This window comes from Pseudomonas pharyngis, from assembly GCF_021602345.1.
Taxonomy (GTDB): domain Bacteria; phylum Pseudomonadota; class Gammaproteobacteria; order Pseudomonadales; family Pseudomonadaceae; genus Aquipseudomonas; species Aquipseudomonas pharyngis.
Genome location: NZ_BQID01000003.1, coordinates 239,331 through 263,678 on the forward strand (window position 1 = coordinate 239,331; position 24,348 = coordinate 263,678).

The following is a 24,348-nucleotide window of genomic DNA, read 5'->3' on the forward strand; positions in this document are numbered from 1 at the left end:
ACCAACAAGCCAGGCAACTTTATTACTCACCAACACTTATTCGAATGGATTCGAACATGCTTAAACCTACTGTCGGCCCGATCATTGGCCACACCACAACTAACCAGGCGCGAATTTTCATTCGTGGCGGACTGCAACATAATGCGTCCGTATTTGCCGGAATTCGTTACCGGCCACTGGATTCGAAACAATGGCAACCCGCCCAGTTTGTCAAACTTGATTCAACCCGCGACATGACGGAAATATTCGTAATCGATCATCTGAAGGCAGACACCGAATACGAATACCAGACCGGCTGGTTCAGCCCGATGAGTCCCGTCCACACCATCCACAGCGTGGCGGAGTTGCCGCTGCAATGGCCACGGGAGATTTACCGCCTGCGCACCCGCAGCAGCCAGCCTTTGCAGCCGCGCGCTTACATCCTCGGCTCCTGCCGTTACCTGCGCATGACCGCCGGCGTCCCGGTGCTCCCGCATCTGGGCGACCGGATCTTCGCGTCCATCGGCCAGTTGATCGAGGGTGCACAACCGGCAATCAGCGCAATCATGATGTGTGGCGATCAGATCTACGCCGACGACTTGAACCTGTTCGCCCCGGATCGCGACTATGACGAGTTCATTGCAAAGTATCGCGCGGCGTTTTCCCTGCCTAATATTCGACGATTGATGTCCGGCACTTCGACCTACATGATCCTGGACGATCACGAAATAGAAGATAACTGGCCAATGAACGCCCATGAGTCCGATAAAACGCTCTATCGCAACGCAATGGCGACTTACGATATTTATCAAGCGAGTCATAGCCCGATCTGTTCAACAACAACTAGCGGAACAATTGATCGCACGACACTGAAGCACTATTGGTATCAATTCAGCGATGGCGATATCGAATGGTTTGTGACGGACAGTCGAACTTGCCGCAACTTGTCGAATGATAACCGGCGCATCCTCGATGAAGAACAGGAACAGGTGCTGTGCAAGTGGTTGATCAATAGCCCGGCGCGGGTCAAGTTTGTAGTCACCAGCGTCATGTTCTATCCCGACCGCAAAATGAACGGCGATGATGCCTGGATGGGCTTTCCCGAACAGCGTCTGCGCCTGCTGGAAACCATCCGCCAGCATCGGATCAGGAACGTCGTGTTCATTTCCGGTGATGTGCATGGCTCGCTGACCAGTCGCCTCAGCCACAGCGAAGACCCGGACTTTGAAGTGCATACGGTCGTTTCCTCACCGCTGAGCAACAGCAAACTGCTGCCCTACGCCACCGCCGCGACCTTCACGCTCGACCAGCCGCTGGCGCAGACCGAGGCAGGCGAATACCGGCACGAACTGACCAGCGAGGTCGTCAGCCAGGACAACTTCGCGCACATGGTGGTTGAAGCCGGGCGAATCCAGGTCAACTATCACGATCGGGATGGCAGGCACCTGCAATCCATCGATATTCCGTTGCGATAAATCCAGCGGTACGACCGTTCCGGATACCGGAAGGCTCTGGAACGGCCATTTTCACGCTTGGTAGCATTAGTTTCCGGCGGGTGCTGGAGAAATGTTCACTGCAGCCGACATATTCTTATAGCACTTGGCCTTCATGTCTCTTGTCAGTCAGTGCCGCAATGATGCAACCTTGCCGCAGGCAACAGTAAAGAGGGCGCGAGCCCGGCGCGTTCAGCAAATTTCCAAGCGAGTTCCCTTCATGAAGAGCCAACCCGATGCCGCCAGCCGTATGGTGGCCGAGGTAGTGACGCAGTTGCCTGTGCCCTCGCGGCTCGGCATGCTGCGTTTCGAGCGCTTGAATGAAGCCAGTTGGGCCATGTTGTTTCTCGATCCCAACTGTGAACGCCAGTTCGGCCAGCCCGCCGTCGAACTCTGCGCTCTGGTCGGCTCGCCCTATGCCAGCCTGATGGAACCCGAAGCGCGTTATCAACTGCACGACGCGATCCAGCAACAACTCGGTCACAGCCCGCATTATCTGGTGCGCTACACCCTGCACACCGCTGCCGGTGCGCTGAGCATTCTCGAACTCGGCGAAGCCTACAGGCAGCACAACCGCCACTTGCTGCGCGGTTACCTGCTGGCGGTCGACAACGTGTTCGACGAAGCACCTTCGCTGCCGTCCGTCGACCTTGAAACCCAGAATTCACGCCTGCAAATCGCCCTGGAGCTCAACCAGCGCGCTCAGCAGGAACAACTGCAGCATCTGGAGCGGGTGCGCGCCCAACAGGATCTGATCCTGTTGCTGGCCCGCCAGCGCTACAGCAGCCAGAACTCCCTGCAGGAAGCTGCCGAGCTGATCACCCGCTGCGCCTGCGATATCTACGAAATCGACTGTGCCAGCCTGTGGAACCTCGAAGGCCAGAAGCTGGTGCCGATTTCGGCCTACCACCGCGCCACCCAGGAATACATCCTGCCGGAGGTGATCGACGTCAGCGGCTTCCCCGATTACATGGAAGCCCTGCACGGCAGCCGCGCCATAGACGCGCACAACGCGATGCGCGACCCGCGTACCCGGGAAATGGCCGAAGCCCTGCGCCCGCGCGACGTCAACGCCATGCTCGACGCCAGCATCCGCGTCGACGGCCAGGTGGTCGGCGTGTTGTGCCTGGAGCAGACCGGCGTTACCCGCGCCTGGCAGTCCGACGAAATCGCCTTTGCCGGTGAACTCGCCGACCAGTTCGCGCAGGTCATCAATAATCACAACCGCCGCACCGCCACCAGCGCCCTGCACCTGTTCCAGCGCGCGGTCGAGCAGAGTGCCAACGCCTTCTTGCTGGTCAACTGCGACGGCGTGGTCGAGTACGTCAACCCGAGCTTCACCGCGATCACCCAGTACACCACCGAGGAAGTCCACGGCCAGCGCCTGTCGGAGCTGCCAGCCCTGGAAAACTTAAGCGAGCTGCTGTTCGACGCGCCGTCGGCGCTGGCCAAGAGCAACAGCTGGCAAGGCGAATTCAAGAGCCGCCGCAAGAACCTCGAACCCTACTGGGGCCAACTGTCGATCTCCAAGGTCTACGGCGACAACCGTGAGCTGACGCATTACATCGGCATCTACGAAGACATTACCCAGACCAAGCTGGCGCAGCAGCGCATCGAGCGCCTGGCGTATACCGACAACCTGACCAACCTCGGTAACCGGCCTGCATTTATCCGCAACCTGGACGAACGCTTCGCCCGGGATAGCGATACCCCGATCAGCCTGCTGCTGGTGGACATCGACAACTTCAAGCGGATCAACGACAGCCTCGGCCACCAGACCGGCGACAAGCTGTTGATCAGCCTGGCCCGGCGCCTGCGTAACAGCCTGAGCCCGAGCGGCAGTCTGGCGCGGTTCGCCAGTAACGAATTCGCGGTGTTGCTCGACGACACTGACCTTGCCACCGGGCAGCAGATCGCCAACCAATTGCTGGCGACGCTGGATAAACCGATGTTCGTCGACAACCAGCTCATCAGCGTCACCGGCTCTGTGGGCCTGGCCTGCGCGCCGCTGCACGGCCGCGACCCGCAGACCCTGATGCGCAACGCCGGCCTCGCTCTGCACAAGGCCAAGGCCAACGGCAAACATCAGGTGCAGGTGTTCACCGAAGCGCTGAACGCCGAGGCCAGTTACAAACTGTTCGTTGAGAACAACCTGCGCCGCGCTCTGACCCAGAATGAATTGGACGTGTTCTACCAGCCCAAGCTGTGCCTGCGCAGCGGTCGCCTGCTCGGCATGGAAGCGCTGCTGCGCTGGAATCACCCGGAGCGCGGCATGATCCGCCCGGACCAGTTCATCAGCGTCGCCGAAGAAACCGGTCTGATCATTCCGATCGGCAAGTGGATCGCCCGCCAGGCCTGCCGCATGAGCAAAGCGCTGACCGCCGCCGGCATGGGCAATCTGCAGGTGGCGATCAACCTGTCGCCCAAGCAGTTCTCCGACCCGGATCTGGTGGCCTCGATCGCCAACATCCTCAAGGAAGAAGCGCTGCCGGCCAATCTGCTGGAACTGGAACTGACCGAAGGCCTGCTGCTGGAAGCCACTGAAGATACCCACTTGCAGCTCGACCAGCTCAAGCGTCTGGGCCTGACCCTGGCCATGGACGACTTCGGCACCGGTTACTCGTCGCTCAGCTACCTGAAGAAATTCCCGATCGACATCATCAAGATCGATCGCAGCTTCATCCATGAAATCCCGGACAATCAGGACGACATGGAAATCACCTCCGCCGTGATCGCCATGGCCCACAACCTGAAACTCAAGGTCGTGGCCGAAGGCATCGAGACCGCCGAGCAGCTGGCGTTTCTGCGTCGGCACCGCTGCGACGTCGGCCAGGGCTACCTGTTCGACCGGCCGATTCCGGGCGGCGAGCTGATCCAGGCGCTCAAGCGCTACCCGCGCGGCCCGCTCTGCCTGTAAATCCCAAGGCAGTACCCGCACATTTTGCCTAGTGATTAACGGGGCATCATTGGGCACACTGGCGGTCAGACTTTTACATCCCATCCTGACTGAGAGGAACGATCATGGTTCTGCGCTCGGAAATTCTGGTGAACAAAAACGTGCTACCGACTAAAGAACAAGCTCTGCCTGGCCGCGAAACCCCGATGGCCCTGCCTGAAAAACACTTTGTTTTCACCGAGACGCCGTTGCTGGGCCCGTTCTTTCAAGACGTCGACTTCGCAATCTTCGGGCTGGGCTGCTTCTGGGGTGCCGAGCGCCGCTTCTGGCAGCGCGAAGGCGTGGTCAGCACCGTGGTCGGTTACGCCGGCGGTTACACGCCGAACCCGACCTACGAAGAAGTCTGCTCGGGCCTGACCGGCCATGCTGAAGTGGTGCTGGTTGTGTATGACAAGGCCAAGGTCAGCTACGAAGAGCTGCTGGCGATGTTCTGGGAATTGCACAACCCGACACAGGGCATGCGCCAGGGCAATGACATCGGCACCCAGTACCGTTCGGTGATCTACGCGACCCATCCGGAGCAACTGGATGCGGCGTTGAAGAGCAAGGCCGTTTATCAAGCTGAGCTGTCGAAGGCGGGTCTGGGTGAAATCAGCACCGAGATTGAACAGGCGCCGACCGTTTACTTCGCCGAGGCCTATCACCAGCAGTATCTGGCGAAAAATCCGGAAGGCTACTGCGGGATTGGCGGCACGGGTGTTTGCATGCCACCGAGTCTGGCGGGGAACTAAGCCCGCCCTGATCGCTCCCGCGCTATGTGCGGGAGCGATTGACGGTTGATCAGCTCTCGGCGATCAACCAATCCATCTGCCATCCGCCCTGGGTCTGCCCAAGTTTCTTGGACAGCCACGGCAGCAGCTCACGCAATTCTTCCTCCAGCCCCCACGGCGGATTGGCAATCGCCAGGCCAGAGCCGTTAAGGCTGTTCGGCGTATCCAGTGGATGCACCAGCAACTCGACCCGCAGCAACTTCGGCGCACCGGTGCCGGCCAGATCCTGATAGAAACGACGCAATGCGCGCTGATCCTTCACCGGATACCAGATGGCCGCGACGGTCTGGCGCATCCGCGAGATCGCCTCTTTCAGCGACGCCGCACAACGCTGCATCTCGTCGAGCTTCTCGAACGGCGGATCGATCAACATCACCGCACGCTTCTCGGCCACCGGCAGCAGCGCCCGCGCCACATGCCAGCCCTCGCCCAGATGCACGGCCACACGGCGGTCGCCCTTCATGTTGTCCTTGAGCAGTACGCCGTCTTCCGGGTGCTTCTCGTTGAGCAACACACGATCCTGGGAACGAGTCAGACGCCGCGCCAGCTCCGGCGAGCCCGGGTAATAACGCAACTGGCCATCCGGGTTCATCTCGTGCAGCACTTTCATGTAGTCGGCGGTCAGCGCCGGCAGATCCGGCTGATCCCACAACCGCGCGATGCCTTCCAGGTACTCGCCGGTACGGTTGGCCTGATCGCCCTGCAGGTCATACAGACCGATGCCGGCGTGGCTGTCGAGATAGGCAAACGGCTGCTCCTTGCGCGACATCAGGGCAATGAGGCGGGTCAAGGTCAGGTGTTTGAACACATCGGCGTGATTGCCGGCATGGAAGGCGTGACGATAATTCATGGCTGCTCCTGCGAGGGCCGTGAAGTTTACCTTTTACCGGGCGGCAAGTCAGGGGTTGGGGGCTGAGTGGGTGGTCTTGCTGTCGGGTACATCCTTGAGAAACCCCTCACCCTAACCCTCTCCCAAAGGGAGAGGGGACTGACGGAGGTGATCTTTCGGTTTGCATCGACCTGAAAAATCACCGCGACCTAAGGCTTGGCCAAGCCAAGTTCACCACCGAAGTTGCAGGTCGGCGTACGTCACCTATTCACCTTGGTCGGTCCCCTCTCCCTCGGGGAGAGGGCTAGGGTGAGGGGATGGGATCTAAGGCCGGTCACGCAACCTGCGGCCAATCACATCCAAGACATCACAGCCGTCACGCAGCGGAATCACGCAGAGTTGGGCGAAGTCGCTGAGGACGACCGAGTCGCACTCGACCGAGCCGCGCATGCACATGTTTTCCAGGACCTGAATCACGGCGCGGATGCGGTAGTTGGCGGCGTCCATCAGGACATCGAGCGGGGCGTGGGTGTCGATGAACAGCGTGGGCATGTCGTTGCAGTTACTGGTCAGCGCCATGAGGCGGTTGTCGGGATGGGGGATGAAGGGTTCGTAGGGTGGATCGGGTTTCAATGTTGGCACTGGAATGACTCCTAACGTATTGGGTGGTGCCGCCAACTCTCACTTCCACGCATTAGGTGGCGGCTGTACGCAGGTGTGGAAGACCGGGACGTTAGGCACCCGGCGCACTCGAAAGCGCCCCGCGCACAGCCACCAAAAACTCAAACGACAAAAACGTCTGACTGGTGCAGCTTGACGCGCCTAACGATAAAAGGGCTTCCACGCCCTGTCACCGAATTTGCGGTGACAGCCAAAAGACTATCCCCGCATCTCCGCGCCCACCAGTTCACGCAAACCGCCGCAACTCGCAGGAAACGTCCGAAGCCTTTGCCCGGAAATTTCAGTCTGACTCGTCCCGCAAGTAGTCCAGCAATGCCGAAGCCGACGATTCGTCTGACGCTGAAACCGCAAAAAACCTGACAACCTTGCAGCGCAAGACATCGGCGGGAAACGCCTCGAACAACGCCGGCTGCTCCTCGCTCAACCACTGCAAGGCGTTGTTGATCCGGGCATCATCGCCGAACTGCGCCAGCAGCTTTTCCGGCACCTGCCACCAAGGAAACTCCCGACCCGAGACCTGCGCCCTGCCCCCGATTTCGACGGCCTGACCGTTGATAAAGCCTCGCGTGAGAACCGGCAGCAATTGCCCGGCATCCACCTCGGACGACTCAAGGATCGGCAACAAAAACCGCCCATCCCAAAACCGGAAGAACACCGCTTTCCCGTCCGGCATCAGCACTTGGGTCAAGCTGCGAAAGTGCTCGACCACCGCCTCAAGCCCCGCCGAAGAAACCGCCAGCCAACCCCAGTCACGGGATTCGATGGCCGCGACCCAATCCAGAAACTCACTGCCCGCGTCGACGATTCCCACGTAGGGCATCACCGCATCCCACTCGGCATAGATCGTTTCCGCCCAGACTGGTTTCGGCATCTGCGCTTTCAGCGGCCAGGATTTCAGCGGTTCTACCGCACTCGAGCTGCTGAAAACCGCGAACAACTGCTCCGAGGGTTTCAGCGGCTGATCCTTCAACCATTGATCAGGCTGCACAGACACCGTCCTTGCAGCGCTCGCATTCTTCACAGAAGGGCGCATCACCTTTCAGGCTCATGATTTGCGCAGCAGTCAGAATCGCAGCCGGGGCTGCCGCCAGTTTTTCCGGCAACCCCGGCACCGTCGGCGCCGCACTCATCGCCGCCATCGGCGCACCACCCACAACGATCGGCACGCTGCTGAAGATCCCGCCGGGGCCGATGTTGATCCACTGCCCGCCCGCCTGAATCGTCGCGCTCGCCCCGCCGTCGATCACCACTTGCTGGCCGGCGCTGACGTGGAATTGAGCACTGGCGTTGATCGCCTGATTGCTCACACGGATGTGCCGGTCGCCGGTCACCGTGAGATGGTCGTCCTGCCTCACCTCGGTCTGGCGCTGGCCGTGGGTGATGCGCTGCTCATCGGCTTTCAGCTCGTGTTTGGCGAGACCGGTGACGACAACGCTGCGCTGGTTATCCACTTGCACCTGCTGATCGTTCAATACGTGCTGGGTCCAGTTTCGCTGGGCCCGCAGGTAGATTTCCTCGGCGCCTTTGCGATCCTCGATGCGTAATTCGTTATAGCCCCCGCCGCCGGGACTACTCTGGCTGCGGAAAATACTGCGGGTCTTGTCGGCCGGCAGATCCAGCGGCACCGGCGTCGCTGCGTTCGGCAGGCAACCCATGACCAGCGGTTTGTCGGCGTCGGAATCGATGAACCCCACCAGCACTTCCATGCCGACCCGCGGTATCAGCACGCTGCCATAACGGTCATGGGCCCAGCCGCTGGCGACCCGCAGCCAGCAGCTGGAATGCTCGTTGAGTTCGCCGTCGCGATCCCAGGCCAGTTGCACCTTGACCCGGCCGTACTCGTCGCAATGGATTTCACTGTCTTGCGGGCCGGTGACCACGGCGGGTTGATAGCCGAGCATCCGTGGTTTTTCCGGGCCCATCGGCGGGCGGAAGAACACGTCCCACGGCGTGGCGAGAAAGGTATTACGGTAACCCTGGAATTCGTCACCCTCGCTGGTGACCGATTCCTCCAGCACTTGCGTCTGTCGGCCACGGTGCTCGATCGCGGTCAGCAGCCAGAGGTCATTCAGATCCTGGCGCGGATGCTCGGTCAGTTGCAGGAAATGTCCACTGACGAGAGCAGATTGATCGCTGCGGCCCTCGGCCTGACGATAGTCGGCGACATGCCGCTCAAGGGTGCGCTGGGCCAGTTGCTTGCCGGTTTCGCGCTCGGTGAACTGACCGGGAAAGTGGTAATCCTCCAGCACCGGGCGCTGCTCGCTTTCGGCGCGACTTTGCAGCGCCAGCCGGGGCTTGGTGAAGTCGTAATCACGCCGGGTGACCACACTGGTGCGGGTTTCCACTCGAACGGTGAAGCGCTTGATCGCCGGCGCCGCCGCAGCCATGCCACTGCCCGGCAGGTACAGCGTCGGCTCGGCCAGACGGGGGAATACCGTTTGATCGTCGCCGAACACGAGTAGATGCCCATCGGGACTGTGCTGAAAATGGAAATGAATGCCGACTTCGGCACACAGCCGCTGGATGAACGCCAGATCGCTCTCGGCGTACTGCACGCAATATTCACGCGCCGGGTAATCACTGCCGAGGCGAAACTCAAAGGCATCGCGCAGGATCGCGTGATCCTTGAGGATCTGCGTCACGATCTGCGGCACGCTCTGATGCTGGAAAATTCGCTGATTGATCCGGTGACCCAGATAGGCCAGACGCGGAACAAGACTGACGTGATAGCGGGTCAGACGCTTGCCGGAATCCCCCTGCCCAACCCGATAGATCTGACCGTGGATACCGGAACCGTCTTCATCAAAACTCAGAAAAGCCTGACAGTGCAGCAGGCTTTCCAGATCCAGATCCGGCCGTTCACTGACCAGCTCCAGGTCAAAACGGAAGGGTTGGCTGATGGCTTCCTTGCCCGTGAACTCAAGGACTTTGAGGTCAAACTGGGCGCCTTCGACGGTCAACGTGAAACGCGGTTGATTGGCAGGCGCGAACATCCGATGTCTCTCTGCAGATTGAGGGCGGGCGATTCTGCATGAGGGGCAAGGGGTGCAGGTTGGGTGACTGAAAAATCAGATTTTCCCTACTTGAAACTTCGATCTCCCCTTCAAGAATCAGCGCATTCGACTACAGACTTTGCCTTCAGAAAAATCGCAGGCAATAAAAAACGGCCCGCTTCCTGGTAGGAAACGGGCCGTTTTCTTGTGAGCCTCAGCTCATTCCCATCACTTGTTCAGATGGAAGTCCTTCTCGGCCGCTTCAAAGCGCTGAACCATACCGGCGCTCGGCTGGCCCATCAGGCTGACCAGGTAGATCGCCAGGCTGGCGAAGATGAAGCCCGGGATGATTTCGTACAGGCCCAGCAGTTCGAAATGCTTCCATACGATCACGGTGATCGCGCCGACCAGGATGCCGGCCAGTGCGCCGTCACGGGTCATCTTCTTCCAGATCACCGAGATCAGCACCACAGGACCGAAGGCTGCACCGAAACCGGCCCAGGCGTAGGACACCAGGCCCAGCACGCGGTTGTCCGGGTTGGCGGCCATCGCGATGGCGATCAGTGCAACCAGCAGCACCATGGCGCGACCGACCCATACCAACTCGACTTGCGAAGCAGATTTACGCAGGAAAGCCTTGTAGAAGTCTTCGGTCAGGGCGCTCGAGCACACCAGCAACTGGCAGCTCAGGGTGCTCATCACGGCAGCCAGAATGGCCGACAGCAGCACACCGGCGATCCACGGGTTGAACAGCAGCTTCGCCAGTTCGATGAACACACGCTCGTGGTTCTCGGTCACTGGACCCGCGACTTCCGGGTGCGCCGAGAAGTAGGCGATACCGAAGAAGCCCACGGCCACGGTGCCGCCCAGGCACAGGATCATCCAGGTCATGGAGATGCGACGGGCGTTGGCGATCGATTTCACCGAATCAGCAGCCATGAAGCGCGCCAGGATGTGCGGCTGGCCGAAGTAGCCCAGACCCCAACCCATCAGCGAGATGATGCCGATGAAAGTGGTGCCTTTGAGCATGTCGAAGTTGCTCGGGTCCTGTGCTTCGATGGCCAGGAACGTGGTGTCGACGCCGCCGGTAGCCAGCAGCACGATGATCGGCGTCAGCAGCAGGGCGAAGATCATCAGGGTGGCTTGTACGGTGTCAGTCCAGCTCACCGCGAGGAAACCGCCGACGAAGGTGTAGGCAATCGTCGCCGCAGCACCGGCCCACAGCGCGGTCTCGTAGGACATGCCGAAGGTGCTTTCGAACAGGCGGGCACCGGCCACGATGCCGGAAGCGCAATAAATGGTGAAGAACACCAGAATCACCACCGCCGAAATGATGCGCAGCAGACCGCTTTTGTCTTCGAAACGGCTGGAGAAGTAGTCCGGCAGGGTCAGCGCATCGCCGTTGTGCTCGGTTTGAACACGCAGACGGCCGGCGACGAACAGCCAGTTCAGGTAGGCACCGACGATCAGGCCGATGGCGATCCAGCTTTCGGACAGGCCGGACATGTAGATGGCGCCCGGCAGGCCCATCAGCAACCAGCCGCTCATGTCGGAAGCGCCGGCGGACAATGCCGTCACCACGCTGCCCAGGCTGCGGCCACCCAGAATGTAGTCAGAAAGGTTGTTGGTGGAGCGATAGGCCATGAAGCCGATCAGCACCATTGCTGCGATGTAGATCACGAACGTGATCAGGGTTGGATTGCTTGCGCTCATTACGTACGTGCCCTGGCTTTGTTTTTATGTAGCGGCGGCGGTTGCACCGTTTGCAGACTGACGTCTGACAGACGATTCGCACGGCCGCGCATTTATGACCAATGTTTCCCCAGGAAAGCCATTGGCCGGTGCGTCGGGTTTCACCGGTTGCACCTTGGGCGCGAATCCTATGCAACAAAGCAAAACAGGTGCAACCAGTTTCTTGAGAATTAGTTGCACCCAGTCGGATTTATCCTACGGAAGTGGCTTTTTGCTCCCTTTTAACGCAGTGACAACGCTTTTCTAGAAGCAAAAGCACCAAGCGAGAGCAGCACTTTCGTACCAGAAATTATTTCCTGACGAGCTGCAGAATATTCCGACAAAAAAGGGTTGCACCCGGTTGCACCTGCTTCGGCTCGCGGCTAATCTTGCCGCCAGCTGTTGTCGCGCAACTGCGGCACCTATGAGGATAAAAATATGGCTACCACCACCCTTGGGGTCAAACTTGACGACCCGACCCGCGAGCGCCTGAAGGCCGCCGCAACCTCGATTGATCGCACACCGCACTGGCTGATCAAGCAGGCAATTTTCAATTACCTGGAAAAACTCGAGGGTGGTGCAACCCTGACCGAGCTGAACGGTTTGTCCGCCAAGGACACCGACGACGCAGGTGAAGTCCACACCGATCACGCGCACCAATGCTTCCTCGAATTTGCTGAAAGCATCCTGCCGCAATCGGTGCTGCGCGCCTCGATCACCGCCGCTTACCGTCGCCCCGAGCCGGAAGTGGTGCCGATGCTGATCGAGCGGGCGCGCCTGCCGGCGCCGATGGCCGAAGCTACCAACAAACTCGCCGCAACCATCGCGGAAAAACTGCGTAACCAGAAGAGTGCCGGCGGTCGTGCAGGCATTGTTCAGGGCCTGTTGCAGGAATTTTCCCTGTCGTCCCAGGAAGGCGTGGCGCTGATGTGCCTGGCCGAAGCACTGCTGCGGATCCCGGACAAAGGCACTCGCGATGCGCTGATCCGCGACAAGATCAGCACCGGCAACTGGCAGCCGCACTTGGGCAACAGCCCGTCGTTGTTCGTCAACGCCGCAACCTGGGGCCTGCTTCTGACCGGCAAACTGGTCTCCACCCACAACGAAGCCGGCCTGACTTCTTCCCTGAGCCGCATCATCGGCAAGAGCGGCGAGCCGATGATCCGCAAGGGCGTCGACATGGCCATGCGCCTGATGGGCGAGCAGTTCGTCACCGGCGAAACCATCGCCGAAGCCCTGGCCAACGCGAGCAAGTTCGAAGCCAAGGGCTTCCGCTATTCCTACGACATGCTTGGTGAAGCGGCGCTGACCGAGCACGACGCCCAGAAGTACCTGGCCTCGTACGAACAAGCCATTCACTCGATCGGCAAAGCGTCCCACGGCCGTGGGATTTATGAAGGCCCGGGCATCTCGATCAAACTGTCGGCCCTGCACCCGCGTTATAGCCGCGCCCAGTACGAGCGCGTGATGGACGAGCTGTACCCGCGCCTGCTGTCGCTGACCCTGCTGGCCAAGCAATACGACATCGGCCTGAACATCGACGCCGAAGAAGCCGACCGCCTGGAGCTGTCGCTGGATCTGCTCGAGCGTCTGTGCTTCGAGCCGCAACTGACCGGCTGGAACGGCATCGGTTTCGTGATCCAGGCTTACCAGAAGCGTTGCCCGTACGTGATCGACTACGTGATCGACCTGGCTCGCCGCAGCCGTCATCGCCTGATGATCCGTCTGGTGAAAGGCGCTTACTGGGACAGCGAAATCAAGCGCGCCCAGGTCGAAGGCCTGGAAGGCTATCCGGTCTACACCCGCAAGGTGTACACCGACGTTTCCTATATCGCCTGCGCGCGCAAACTGCTGTCGGTGCCGGAAGTTATTTATCCGCAATTCGCCACGCATAACGCCCACACGCTGTCGGCGATTTATCACATTGCCGGTCAGAACTATTACCCGGGCCAGTACGAATTTCAGTGCCTGCACGGCATGGGCGAACCGTTGTACGAGCAGGTTGTAGGCAAAGTCTCCGAGGGCAAGCTGAACCGTCCATGCCGCGTGTACGCTCCGGTCGGCACCCACGAAACCCTGCTGGCGTACCTCGTACGTCGTCTGCTGGAAAACGGCGCCAACACTTCGTTCGTCAACCGCATCGCCGACCAGTCGATTTCGATCCAGGAATTGGTGGCTGATCCAGTTGCGCAGATCGAGCAGATGGCGACCGTGGAAGGTGGTTTCGGCCTGCCGCACCCGCGCATTCCGTTGCCGCGTGACCTGTATGGTTCCGAGCGCGCCAACTCCGCCGGCATCGACATGGCCAACGAACATCGTCTGGCGTCGCTGTCCTGCGCCCTGCTGGCGACTGCGCACAACAACTGGAAAGCCGCGCCGATGCTCGGTTGCGCCTCCAGCAACGAAGCGCCGGCACCGGTGCTGAACCCGTCCGATCTGCGTGACGTGGTCGGCCATGTGCAGGAAGCCACGGTCGAAGACGTCGACAACGCCATTCAATGCGCCCTGAACGCCGCACCGATCTGGCAGGCCACCCCGCCGGCCGAACGTGCCGCGATTCTGGAACGTGCCGCTGACTTGATGGAAGGCGAGATCCAGCCGCTGATGGGTCTGCTGGCCCGCGAGGCCGGCAAGACCTTCGCCAACGCCATCGCCGAAGTCCGCGAAGCGGTCGACTTCCTGCGTTATTACGCGTTGCAGGCACGCAACGATTTCAGCAACGACGCCCACCGCCCACTGGGCCCGGTGGTGTGCATCAGCCCGTGGAACTTCCCGCTGGCGATCTTCAGCGGTCAGGTTGCCGCCGCACTGGCCGCCGGTAACCCGGTGCTGGCCAAACCGGCCGAACAGACTCCGCTGGTCGCCGCACAAGCCGTGCGCCTGCTGCTCGAAGCCGGGATTCCGGAAGGCGTGCTGCAACTGCTGCCGGGTCGCGGTGAAACCGTCGGCGCCGGTCTGGTTGGCGATGAGCGCGTCAAAGGCGTGATGTTCACCGGCTCCACCGAAGTCGCCCGTCTGCTGCAACGCAACATCGCCGGTCGCCTCGACAACCAGGGCCGTCCGATTCCTCTGATCGCCGAAACCGGCGGCCAGAACGCGATGATCGTCGACTCTTCGGCACTGACCGAACAGGTGGTGATTGACGTGGTGTCGTCGGCCTTCGACAGCGCCGGTCAGCGTTGCTCGGCCCTGCGCGTTCTGTGCTTGCAGGAAGATTCCGCCGATCGCGTCATCGAAATGCTCAAAGGCGCGATGGCTGAAAGCCGTCTTGGCAACCCGGAGCGTCTGTCGGTAGACATCGGCCCGGTGATCGACGCCGAAGCCAAGGCCGGTATCGAGAAGCACATCCAGGGCATGCGCGACAAAGGTCGCAACGTGTACCAGGTGGCCATCGCCGATACCGAGGAAGTCAAACGCGGCACCTTCGTCATGCCGACCCTGATCGAACTGGAAAGCTTCGACGAGCTGCAACGCGAGATCTTCGGCCCGGTGCTGCACGTGGTGCGCTACAAGCGTAAAGAGATCGACCAGTTGATCGCCCAGATCAACGCCTCCGGTTACGGCCTGACCCTCGGCGTGCACACCCGCATCGACGAGACCATCGCCAAGGTGATCGACAACGTCAACGCCGGTAACGTCTACGTCAACCGCAACATCGTGGGTGCTGTGGTTGGCGTCCAGCCGTTCGGTGGCGAAGGCCTGTCGGGTACGGGTCCGAAAGCCGGTGGCCCGCTGTACCTGTACCGCCTGCTGTCGACGCGTCCTACGGATGCCATCGAACAATCCTTCGCTCGCGGTGATGCTGCCGTGGCGCCGGACGTTCGTCTGCGCGATGCGATGAGCAAACCGCTGACCGCCCTGAAAGCATGGGCCGATAGCAACAAGTTCGCCGATCTGAGCACTCTGTGCGTGCAGTACGCGGCGCAGTCGCAAAGCGGCATCACCCGCGTGCTGGCCGGCCCGACCGGCGAGAAGAACAGCTACGCCATCCTGCCACGCGAACACGTGCTGTGCCTGGCGGACATCGAAGGTGATCTGCTGACCCAGCTCGCTGCGGTACTGGCGGTGGGCGGTTCGGCGGTCTGGCCGGAATCCGACACCAGCAAGGCATTGTTCGCACGCCTGCCGAAGGAAATTCAGGCGCGGATCAAACTGGTTTCCGACTGGAACAAGGACGACGTGGTGTTCGATGCGGTTCTGCATCACGGCCATTCCGACCAGTTGCGTGCGGTCTGCCAGCAGATTGCCAAGCGTCCCGGCGCCATCGTCGGGGTTCAGGGCCTGTCCCAGGGCGAGACCAACATTGCGCTGGAGCGTCTGGTGATCGAGCGCGCGTTGAGCGTCAACACCGCGGCGGCGGGCGGTAACGCCAGCCTGATGACCATCGGTTAATCAGCAACTCTGTCAGCAACATAAAAATGGGCGCCCTCACCGGCGCCCATTTTTTTGGCCTCTCCATCACCGTTATCAATCTTCCTGTTCAGCCTTTATTCGCACGCCTAGACTCGGCCCATTCCAAAAAAAGGTAGGCCGCCATGTCCGAGACGCTGCTCAGTTCCCGCAATCTGGCTTTCGAGCTGTACGAAGTCCTCGATGCCGAGGGCCTGACCCGGCGCGAGCGGTTTGCCGAGCACAATCGCGAAACCTTCGATGCCGCCATTGGCACGGCGCGCAACATCGCTGAAAAGTACTTCGCACCGCACAACCGCAAGGGCGACGAAAACGAGCCACGCTACGAGAACGGTCAGGCGATTCTGATTCCCGAAGTGAAACCGGCGGTGGACGCCTTCCTCGAAGCCGGATTCCTCAACGCGGCGCGCAGTTTCGACGCCGGCGGCATGCAACTTCCTACATTGTTGTCCCAGGCCTGCTTCGCCCACTTCCAATCGGCCAACGCGGCGTCGACTTCCTATCCGTTCCTGACCATGGGCGCGGCCAACCTGATCGAAAGCTTCGGCACCGAAGAGCAGAAGCAACGCTTCCTGCAACCGATGATCGACGGCCGCTTCTTCGGCACCATGGCCCTGACCGAGCCCCACGCCGGCTCGTCGCTGTCGGATATTCGTACCCGCGCCGAGCCTTCGTCCGACGGCACTTATCGCCTCAAGGGCAACAAGATCTTCATCTCCGGCGGTGATCACCCGCTCTCGGAAAACATCGTGCACATGGTGCTGGCCAAACTGCCGGACGCACCGGCCGGGGTGAAAGGCATTTCGCTGTTTATCGTGCCGAAGTTTCTGGTCAACGATGACGGCAGTCTGGGCAAACGTAATGACGTGTTGCTGGCCGGGCTGTTCCACAAGATGGGCTGGCGCGGCACCACGTCAACGGCGCTGAACTTCGGCGATAACGGCGAGTGCGTCGGTTATCTGGTGGGCAAGCCGCATCACGGCTTGAGCTACATGTTCCAGATGATGAACGAGGCGCGGATCGGCGTCGGCATGGGCGCGGTGATGCTCGGTTATGCCGGTTATCTGTACTCGCTGGAATACGCTCGCGAACGTCCGCAGGGCCGAGTGCCGGACAGCAAGGATCCGACGACGGCGCCGGTAGCGATCATTCAGCACGCGGATGTCAGACGCATGCTGCTGACGCAGAAATCCTACGTAGAAGGTGCTTTCGATCTCGGTTTGTACGCGGCGCGCCTGTTCGATGACACCACTACGCTGGAAACCGAGGCCGAGCGCAAACAGGCCCATGAACTGCTGGATTTGCTGACACCGATCGTCAAATCCTGGCCCTCCGAGTTCTGCCTCAAGGCCAACGAACTGGCGATCCAGATTCTCGGCGGCCACGGTTACACCCGCGAGTACCCGGTGGAGCAGTACTACCGCGACAACCGCCTGAACCCGATCCACGAAGGCACCCACGGCATTCAGTCGCTGGACTTGCTGGGACGCAAACTGGCGCAGAACGGTGGTGCCGGGCTCAAGCAACTGATTCGCCTGATTGCCGACACCGCCGAGCGCGCAGTCGCGTACGAATCGTTGACCGCACTGCGTGAGCCGTTGGAGAAACTGGTGGCGCGCCTACAGACGGTGACCATCGGTCTGCTGACCGACCTGGCTCAGGGCAAGGTCAACAGCAGTCTGGCGAATTCGGCGTTGTACCTGAAGGTGTTCGGGCACGCGGTGATTGGCTGGCGCTGGCTGGAGCAGGCGATTCGCGCCGAGGAAGGGTTGGCCAAGGGGAACGCGGCGGACGCCGACTTCTATCAGGGCAAGTTGCAGGCGGCGCGGTATTTCCTGACGTGGGAAGTGCCGGGGTGCCAGCATGAGCTGGCGTTGCTGGAGGCGCGGGATGATACGTGTCTGGGGATGCAGGATGCGTGGTTCTAAAGCCGGCCCTCACCCCAGCCCTCTCCCGGAGGGAGAGGGAGCCGAATGGGGGATGCTTAAGAAGTACATCGACCTGAAAGTGCTATGCCGAATCCATAATCGACTCGGTTTTTCAGGTCGATGTAGAGAGCAAGACAACTCGGTCAGTCCCCTCTCCCTCCGGGAGAGGGCTAGGGTGAGGGGCTTTTCAGATCCAGCACTCAACTCAACTTGAACCCACCCATCTGCCGCGCCAGATCATCCGCCAACCGCTGCAACATCTGACAATCCTCACGACAGGCGCGGACCTCCCCCGCCGTCGCCCGGGCCAGATCGGAAATGCCCTGCACGTTGCGGTTGATCTCCTCGGTCACCGCCGACTGTTCCTCGGTCGCCGTCGCCACCTGATGGTTCATGTCGCTGATGCGCTCGACCTGCCCGGTGATCGCAGTCAAAGACGCCCCGGTACGCTGGCTCGATTCGACTCCAGTACCCGTCGCAGCCTGCCCGGTGCGCATCGACGACACCGCATTCTCCGCACCCTGTTTGAGGCTGCCGATCATCTGCTGAATTTCGTCGGTAGACGCCTGAGTCCGGCGCGCCAAAGTTCGCACTTCATCGGCCACCACCGCAAAACCACGCCCCATGTCCCCGGCCCGCGCCGCTTCAATCGCCGCGTTCAGCGCCAACAGATTGGTCTGCTCCGACACCCCGCGAATCACCGCCAGCACCTGATCAATCGACGCCACCTGATGCGCCAACTCACCCACCGCGCCGGCCGCGACGCCAATTTCATCGGACATGCTTTCTATATGGCGAATCGAACCGCCGACCACTTCCCGCGCCTGCATCGCTTCATCGCGGGCGGTTTGCGAGGCGAGCGCGGCGTGGCCGGCGTTCTGGGCGATCTCCTGCACGGTCAGGCCCATTTCGTGGACGGCAGTGGCGACCATGTCGGTCATTTCCTGCTGGCGACCGGAGCGTTCGGCGGTGTTATCCACAACCCTGGCCACCTGGCCGACCGCGACACGCAGGCGTTCACTGGTGGTCAGCACTTCGCCGATCATCCCGCGCTGGCTGTCGAGGAAACGGTTGAAGCCCCGGGCGAGGTCGCCCAGTTCATCGGCGCGGCTGGAATCTAACCGGTGAGTCAAATCTCCACCACCGCTACCGATTGCTACCAATGCAGCTGTTACCTGGCGAATCGGTCGCACCAACCCCTGGGCCAGCCAGATCACCAGCGCCAGGCAAACCAGCGCCACCACCAGGCCGATGCCGCTGCTCATCCACATCGCCCGGCGGGCTTCGGCGTAGATCTGCGACTGTGGCACTTCGGCCACCAGGGTCCAGCCGAGGTCGCGCAAAGGCAGGCTGAAGGCGAGGAAATCTTCGCCGTCGCGCTGGAAGCTGCTGTTGCTCGCCGCTTTATGGCCCATGACCGCTTGTGCTGCAGATTCGCCGATCTGCTCGCTCAAGGTGCGCTTGCCGCTGAACTGTGCTTCGGGATGGACCTGGATCAAGCCGTCGGAACGCACGAGATAGACCTTGCCGCGCTCCCCGAAGCTGAAGTTGTGGATCAGCTCCGACAGCTCTTTCATGCTCAACCCGAGTCCCGCGACGCCGACCACTTTGCCGGCCTGCTCCACCTTCAAATCGATGAACAGCGCCAGCTCTCCGGTGGCCCCGTCGTTGTCGATGTTCAGAGTTCGCGGCTGATTGCCGTCGAGGAAGGAGTAGAACCACGCATCGGCCGGTTTGTCGCGACTCAGGGTGCGATCCAGGCCTTTCTCGGTGATGTAGTGATTGGATTCGGTGCCGATGATCAGCGCGGTAAACGCCTTGTGATCGGCGCGGATACCTTCCAGATACTGCGCGAAGCCTGCCGTTTTACCGGAGTCTTCACCATTGGCCAACCAGTCGCGGACCATGGTGTTGCTGGCGATGTCCTTGGCGGCGGTGAGGGGTTGAACGAGGATTCGTTCGATGTCGTTGCGCGTCGCTTCGATGCTCGACGGCAGCGCCTGTTCGACCAGATAGCTCTGGGCGAGGCGGTTGACCACCAGGGTATAAATGCCAACCACGATCAGAATGCTGACCAGCAGGGCGGTGCCCATACCGAGGATCAGCTGCCATTGAATACTGCGACGCCAGAACTGCATGGAGCACCCCCAAAGAATAAGAGGCTGAAACACTGCAACAGCCGTGCCGATTGTATACAGCGCAATCGACAATCTTATTCTTTGGTTGTGCGCAACCCATCAACCCTGATTGATGGTCTTGGCGATGGTCTCGACCGTGGCGCTGACTTGCTCTTGGTAACGCTCGAGTTCTTCCTGATGCTGCTTCTTCATTTCAATCTGCTGCGAGCAAAGATTCATCGCCGCCAGCACCAGCAGGCGGTCACCGATCAGGGTCGGGTATTTCTTCTTGGTGTCGGCCAGTGCGGCCTTGAGCATCAACGCAGCGTCCAGCAGGGTCTGTTCTTCCCCGGCCGGTGCCTTGATCGAATAGTCCTCCCCCATGATGGAGATGACTTTTACCCCTGCTGTGCCATGGTTCATGCGCTGACAGGACCTGCGTTGACGCGATCAACCAGGGCCTGGATGCGCGCGGCAGTGGCGCCGTGCTTTTCTTCCTGTTCCATCAGGCTCAGTTGCAGGCTTTCGTTTTCATCCTTGGCCTGGGCCAGTTCCGTGGACAGGGTCTGGTTGGTTTGCGACAGGGTCTGGTTTTGTTGCACCAGGTCGCTGACGAGCTGTTCCAATTGGCTGAGGGATGCTTCCAACATTTTGATCTTCCAGGGCTTTTTCAAAGGGCGCGTACGATAAAGAAAAGTCGTCGTTGACGCCAGGGTTAAACCGGCGCAAGGCCTTGATTTTCCTGGCGGCCGACCGTTCTTGCGAGTGTTAGAGACTGTGATCTGTCGATCTGGTTCCTGCACTTCGTCGCCCGACGCCCCATGCGACAAATACGCACACCGCCTCAAGACTTTAGTCGTATGACCGATAAGTCACCCAACAGCAGTCTCAGCCCGCACGGATGCGGCCCTTCCCTGGTATCCGCCTCCATGTCCCTTCGCAATATGAACATCGCCCCCCGGGCGTTCACCGGTTTCGCCCTGATCGGCGGCCTGATGCTGATTCTCGGCGTGTTCGCCCTGAATCAGATGAGCAAGATCCGCGCAGCAGGCGAAGACATTGCCACCGCCAGCGTGCCTTCGATCAAGGCCCTCGACGAATTCACCCAGTTGACCCTGCGCCTGCGCGTGCTGTCGTATCGGTTGCTGATCAACCGAGAGCCAGACGTCCAGCAAAAAACCATCGAACTGTTCGATTTGCGCAACCGGCAGATCGCCGACGCGCAACGCGCCTACGAGCCGCTGATCGATGGCCCGCAAGAACGCGCGGCTTACGATCAGTACGTGCAGTTGCTGGCGCAGTACCGTCAACTCGAAGACCGCATGAAAACCCTGTCGCGCAGCAATCAGGTCGACGAATTGCGACAGATGCTCAACACCGATTTGCTCGCCAACTCCGAAGCGGTGAATACCGCCCTCGCGCGTTTGCTGGAGATCAACACCCAACAGATCGCCGAGACCAATCAGGGCGCCACTGATCAGTATTCGATGTCGTTCAATCTGGTGGTGACCCTGTTGGTGATTGCCACCGGCCTGACCTTGCTGTTCGCCTGGCTGTTGACCAGCAGCATCACCAAGCCGATCGCCAAGGCGCTGGATGCAGCGGAAACCATCGCCGAGGGCAACCTGACCCAGCCGATCCACGTTGACGGCACCGACGAAGCCGGACGCCTGCTGGCGGCCATGGCCAAGATGCAGTCGAAGCTGCGCGACACGCTGCAGCGGATTTCCGGCTCGGCCACCCAACTGGCCTCCGCCGCCGAAGAGCTGAACAGCGTCACCGACGAAAGCGCCCGTGGCCTGACCCAGCAGAACAACGAAATCGAGCAGGCCGCCACCGCCGTCAACGAGATGACAAGCGCCGTTGAGGAAGTAGCGCGCAACGCGGTCAGCACCTCGGAAGCCTCGAAGAACGCCACCACCTCCGCCGGCGACGGCCGCGATCTGGTGCAGGAGACCGTCAGCGCCATCGAACGCATGAGCGCCGACGTGCAGAGCACTGCGACCCTGATCGGCGATCTGGCCAACGAATCCCGTGACATCGGCAAGGTGCTGGACGTGATTCGCGGCCTGGCTGACCAGACCAACCTGCTGGCGCTCAACGCTGCGATCGAAGCGGCCCGTGCCGGTGAAGCCGGTCGTGGTTTTGCCGTGGTGGCTGACGAAGTCCGTGCCCTGGCGCACCGCACCCAGCAGTCGACCAGCGAAATCGAGCGCATGATCGGCAGCATCCAGAGCGGCACCGAACACGCCGTGGATTCGATGCGCAACAGCACCGAACGCGCCGAGTCGACCCTGAACATTGCCCGTGGCGCCGGCCTGTCGCTGGACACCATCAACAACGCCATCGTCGAAATCAACGAGCGCAACCTGGTGATCGCTAGCGCCGCCGAAGAACAAGCGCAAGTGGCGCGGGAAGTGGATCGCAACCTGGTGAACATCCGCGATCTGTCGGTGCAATCGGCGACCGGCGCGAATCAGACCAGTGCGGCGAGCAACGAACTGTCGCGCCTGGCGCTGGATCTGAACAATATGGTTGGGCGGTTCAGCCTCTAACCCTCTGCATTGATCGTTCCCACGCGGAGCGTGGGAACGATCTTGCGCAAAGCTGAAAAAGCTTTTTGACAGCATCACATTTCAACAGGTTAGAATCGCTGGCACGCAGACTGCATGGTCAGTTTGTGCCCGTCTTTCCGCTTCTGGAGTACTGCCTTTGAATGCGACGACCATCAACAGCCTGTTCTTGATCGGCGCGTTGCTGGTAGGCGCAAGTATTCTTGTCAGCTCCCTGTCTTCCCGTCTCGGCATCCCGATTCTGGTGATCATCCTCGCGGTCGGCATGGCTGCCGGGGTCGATGGCGGCGGGATCATTTTCGATAACTACCCGACGGCTTATCTGGTCGGCAACCTCGCGCTGGCGGTGATCCTGCTCGACGGCGGCTTGCGAACCCGGGTGTCCAGTTTCCGCGTGGCCCTGTGGCCGGCCTTGTCGCTGGCGACGGTCGGAGTTCTTATCACCACCGGCCTCACCGGCATGGCCGCTGCCTGGCTGTTCGACCTCAATCTGATTCAAGGCCTGCTGATCGGCGCCATCGTCGGTTCCACGGACGCCGCCGCGGTGTTCTCGTTGCTCGGTGGCAAGGGCCTGAACGAACGGGTGACCGCCAGCCTGGAAATCGAATCCGGCAGCAACGACCCGATGGCGGTGTTCCTCACCGTGACCCTGATCGACATGCTCGCCAGCGGCCAGACCGGCCTGCACTGGAGCCTGTTGACCCACCTGATCCGCGAGTTCGGCATCGGTGGAGTGATCGGTCTGGGCGGTGGCTGGCTGATGCTGCAACTGGTCAACCGGATCAATCTGGCCGCCGGCCTGTATCCGATTCTGGTGATCGCCGGCGGTCTGGTGGTGTTCGCCCTGACCAACGCCCTGCACGGCAGCGGCTTTCTCGCCGTGTACCTGTGCGGTCTGGTGATCGGCAACCGCCCGGTGCGCAGCCGTCACGGCATTCTGCACATGCTCGACGGCATGGCGTGGCTGGCGCAGATCGGCATGTTCCTGGTGCTGGGCCTGCTGGTCACCCCGCATGACTTGCTGCCGATCGCCCTGCCGGCGCTGGGTCTGGCGCTGTGGATGATTCTGTTCGCTCGGCCGCTGTCGGTGCTGGTCGGGCTGTTGCCCTTCAAGGCCTTCCACGGTCGCGAGAAAGCCTTCATTTCCTGGGTCGGCCTGCGCGGCGCGGTGCCGATCATTCTGGCGGTGTTCCCGCTGATGGCCGGGCTGCCGAATGCGCAGCTGTACTTCAACCTCGCGTTCTTCATCGTGCTGGTGTCGCTGCTGGTGCAGGGCACGAGCCTGCCGTGGGTGGCCAAGCTGCTCAAGGTGACGGTGCCGCCGGAGCCGGCGCCGATCTCCCGCGCGGCCCTCGAAGTCCACGTCACCAGCGAGTGGGAGCTGTTCGTCTACAAGCTCGGCGCGGAAAAATGGTGCATCGGTTCGCCCCTGCGCGAACTGAAAATGCCCGAAGGCACCCGTATCGCCGCCCTGTTTCGCGGTCAGCAACTGCTCCATCCGTCGGGTAGTACGGTGCTGGAAGTCGATGATTTGCTGTGTGTTATCGGCCATGAACACAACCTTCCGGCCCTCGGAAAACTGTTCAGCCAGGCGCCGCAACGCGGCCTCGATCTGCGCTTCTTCGGCGACTTCGTACTCGAAGGAGACGCCCAGCTCAAAGCGGTTGCCGCCCTGTACGGCCTGCCCGCCGAAGGCATCGATCCGGACATGACCCTGGGCCACTTCATTGCCCAGAAAGTCGGCGGTGCGCCGATCGTTGGCGACCAGGTGGAATGGAACAACACCCACTGGACGGTTGCGGTCATGGACGGGAACAAGATCGCCAAAGTGGGCGTCAGATTCCCCGAAGGAAGTCGCCCGGGCCCCGGACTCTTCCTCTAAACTGCG

At 60.9% G+C, this 24,348-nt stretch carries 15 protein-coding genes and 2 pseudogenes; 8 read left to right on the plus strand and 9 right to left on the minus strand.

Annotation, left to right across the window (positions count from 1 at the left end; translation table 11 throughout):
• The first annotated feature begins 56 nt into the window (after nt 1-56).
• The 3 genes from L6D74_RS07975 (at nt 57) to msrA (ending at nt 5,159) form a co-directional block, all read left to right on the plus strand.
• The gene (locus L6D74_RS07975; protein WP_236188624.1) at nt 57-1,454 is read left to right on the plus strand and encodes an alkaline phosphatase D family protein; all 1,398 of its coding nucleotides are present in this window, start codon (nt 57-59) and stop codon (nt 1,452-1,454) included.
• A gap of 238 nt (nt 1,455-1,692) precedes the next feature.
• Complete coding sequence (locus L6D74_RS07980) at nt 1,693-4,389, plus strand: putative bifunctional diguanylate cyclase/phosphodiesterase (protein WP_064592984.1); 2,697 nt, start codon at nt 1,693-1,695, stop codon at nt 4,387-4,389.
• A gap of 104 nt (nt 4,390-4,493) precedes the next feature.
• Nucleotides 4,494-5,159: a peptide-methionine (S)-S-oxide reductase MsrA gene (gene msrA / locus L6D74_RS07985; RefSeq protein ID WP_236188629.1), complete on the plus strand. Its 666-nt coding sequence runs from the start codon at nt 4,494-4,496 to the stop codon at nt 5,157-5,159.
• Between the two features lie 49 nt (nt 5,160-5,208).
• On the opposite strand, the gene L6D74_RS07990 is transcribed toward msrA, so the two are convergent.
• The 5 genes from L6D74_RS07990 to putP all read right to left on the minus strand — a co-directional run bounded on the left by L6D74_RS07990 (nt 5,209) and on the right by putP (nt 11,414).
• Nucleotides 5,209-6,048 carry a 23S rRNA (adenine(2030)-N(6))-methyltransferase RlmJ gene (locus L6D74_RS07990; RefSeq protein ID WP_064382876.1) on the minus strand — a complete coding sequence of 280 codons (840 nt, stop codon included), beginning with the start codon at nt 6,046-6,048 and terminating at the stop codon, nt 5,209-5,211.
• 303 nt (nt 6,049-6,351) lie between these two features.
• Complete coding sequence (locus tag L6D74_RS07995) at nt 6,352-6,669, minus strand: hypothetical protein (RefSeq protein ID WP_085648046.1); 318 nt, start codon at nt 6,667-6,669, stop codon at nt 6,352-6,354.
• 319 nt (nt 6,670-6,988) lie between these two features.
• Nucleotides 6,989-7,696 (minus strand): DUF4123 domain-containing protein, encoded by a 708-nt coding sequence (locus L6D74_RS08000; RefSeq protein WP_373874462.1) that lies wholly within the window; start codon nt 7,694-7,696, stop codon nt 6,989-6,991.
• Nucleotides 7,686-9,701: a type VI secretion system Vgr family protein gene (locus tag L6D74_RS08005; RefSeq protein ID WP_236188631.1), complete on the minus strand. Its 2,016-nt coding sequence runs from the start codon at nt 9,699-9,701 to the stop codon at nt 7,686-7,688. The genes L6D74_RS08000 and L6D74_RS08005 overlap by 11 nt, the downstream gene beginning before the upstream one ends.
• Before the next feature lie 228 nt (nt 9,702-9,929).
• Nucleotides 9,930-11,414, minus strand: coding sequence for a sodium/proline symporter PutP (gene putP, locus L6D74_RS08010; protein ID WP_064592974.1), 1,485 nt, complete (start codon nt 11,412-11,414; stop codon nt 9,930-9,932).
• A gap of 456 nt (nt 11,415-11,870) precedes the next feature.
• Between putP and putA the strand changes: the two genes are divergently transcribed.
• Together putA and L6D74_RS08020 are read left to right on the plus strand one after the other, a co-directional pair.
• Nucleotides 11,871-15,824 (plus strand): trifunctional transcriptional regulator/proline dehydrogenase/L-glutamate gamma-semialdehyde dehydrogenase, encoded by a 3,954-nt coding sequence (gene putA, locus L6D74_RS08015; RefSeq protein ID WP_236188634.1) that lies wholly within the window; start codon nt 11,871-11,873, stop codon nt 15,822-15,824.
• Nucleotides 15,825-15,967: 143 nt separating this feature from the next.
• Nucleotides 15,968-17,770, plus strand: coding sequence for an acyl-CoA dehydrogenase (locus L6D74_RS08020; protein WP_085648043.1), 1,803 nt, complete (start codon nt 15,968-15,970; stop codon nt 17,768-17,770).
• Nucleotides 17,771-17,970: 200 nt separating this feature from the next.
• Here L6D74_RS08020 and L6D74_RS30320 read toward each other — a convergent pair whose 3' ends face one another.
• The 4 genes and pseudogenes from L6D74_RS30320 to L6D74_RS08035 all read right to left on the minus strand — a co-directional run bounded on the left by L6D74_RS30320 (nt 17,971) and on the right by L6D74_RS08035 (nt 20,537).
• The gene (locus L6D74_RS30320) at nt 17,971-18,816 is read right to left on the minus strand and encodes a methyl-accepting chemotaxis protein (protein ID WP_445009181.1); all 846 of its coding nucleotides are present in this window, start codon (nt 18,814-18,816) and stop codon (nt 17,971-17,973) included.
• A 21-nt stretch (nt 18,817-18,837) separates the two neighbouring features.
• Nucleotides 18,838-19,908 (minus strand): annotated as a pseudogene (locus L6D74_RS30325) (cache domain-containing protein); the annotation flags it as partial.
• Between the two features lie 99 nt (nt 19,909-20,007).
• Entirely contained in the window at nt 20,008-20,310 is a 303-nt protein-coding gene (locus L6D74_RS08030; protein WP_064592966.1) for a cell division protein ZapA, read from the minus strand.
• Entirely contained in the window at nt 20,307-20,537 is a 231-nt protein-coding gene (locus tag L6D74_RS08035; RefSeq protein WP_064592964.1) for a hypothetical protein, read from the minus strand. Before L6D74_RS08035 ends, L6D74_RS08030 begins: the two co-directional genes overlap by 4 nt.
• Nucleotides 20,538-20,831: 294 nt before the next feature.
• On the opposite strand from L6D74_RS08035, the pseudogene L6D74_RS30090 reads away from it, so the two are divergent.
• From L6D74_RS30090 to L6D74_RS08045, 3 genes and pseudogenes are all read left to right on the plus strand, one after another.
• Nucleotides 20,832-21,587 (plus strand): annotated as a pseudogene (locus L6D74_RS30090) (MCP four helix bundle domain-containing protein); the annotation flags it as partial.
• Nucleotides 21,579-22,442, plus strand: coding sequence for a methyl-accepting chemotaxis protein (locus L6D74_RS30095; RefSeq protein ID WP_373874466.1), 864 nt, complete (start codon nt 21,579-21,581; stop codon nt 22,440-22,442). The pseudogene L6D74_RS30090 and the gene L6D74_RS30095, both read left to right, overlap by 9 nt.
• Before the next feature lie 157 nt (nt 22,443-22,599).
• Nucleotides 22,600-24,342, plus strand: a complete 1,743-nt coding sequence (locus L6D74_RS08045; RefSeq protein WP_085648039.1) for a potassium/proton antiporter — start codon at nt 22,600-22,602, stop codon at nt 24,340-24,342.
• The last annotated feature ends 6 nt before the right edge of the window (nt 24,343-24,348 follow it).

Excerpts from the sequence above, each read along its gene's own strand:
- L6D74_RS07975 (WP_236188624.1), top strand. The coding sequence starts at position 57 with ATGCTTAAACCTACTGTCGGCCCGATCATTGGCCACACCACAACTAAC.
- L6D74_RS07980 (WP_064592984.1), top strand. The coding sequence starts at position 1,693 with ATGAAGAGCCAACCCGATGCCGCCAGCCGTATGGTGGCCGAGGTAGTG.
- msrA (WP_236188629.1), top strand. The coding sequence starts at position 4,494 with ATGGTTCTGCGCTCGGAAATTCTGGTGAACAAAAACGTGCTACCGACT.
- L6D74_RS07990 (WP_064382876.1), bottom strand. The coding sequence starts at position 6,048 with ATGAATTATCGTCACGCCTTCCATGCCGGCAATCACGCCGATGTGTTC.
- L6D74_RS08005 (WP_236188631.1), bottom strand. The coding sequence starts at position 9,701 with ATGTTCGCGCCTGCCAATCAACCGCGTTTCACGTTGACCGTCGAAGGC.
- putP (WP_064592974.1), bottom strand. The coding sequence starts at position 11,414 with ATGAGCGCAAGCAATCCAACCCTGATCACGTTCGTGATCTACATCGCA.
- putA (WP_236188634.1), top strand. The coding sequence starts at position 11,871 with ATGGCTACCACCACCCTTGGGGTCAAACTTGACGACCCGACCCGCGAG.
- L6D74_RS08020 (WP_085648043.1), top strand. The coding sequence starts at position 15,968 with ATGTCCGAGACGCTGCTCAGTTCCCGCAATCTGGCTTTCGAGCTGTAC.
- L6D74_RS30320 (WP_445009181.1), bottom strand. The coding sequence starts at position 18,816 with ATGATCGGCGAAGTGCTGACCACCAGTGAACGCCTGCGTGTCGCGGTC.
- L6D74_RS08030 (WP_064592966.1), bottom strand. The coding sequence starts at position 20,310 with ATGAACCATGGCACAGCAGGGGTAAAAGTCATCTCCATCATGGGGGAG.
- L6D74_RS08035 (WP_064592964.1), bottom strand. The coding sequence starts at position 20,537 with ATGTTGGAAGCATCCCTCAGCCAATTGGAACAGCTCGTCAGCGACCTG.
- L6D74_RS30095 (WP_373874466.1), top strand. The coding sequence starts at position 21,579 with ATGCAGTCGAAGCTGCGCGACACGCTGCAGCGGATTTCCGGCTCGGCC.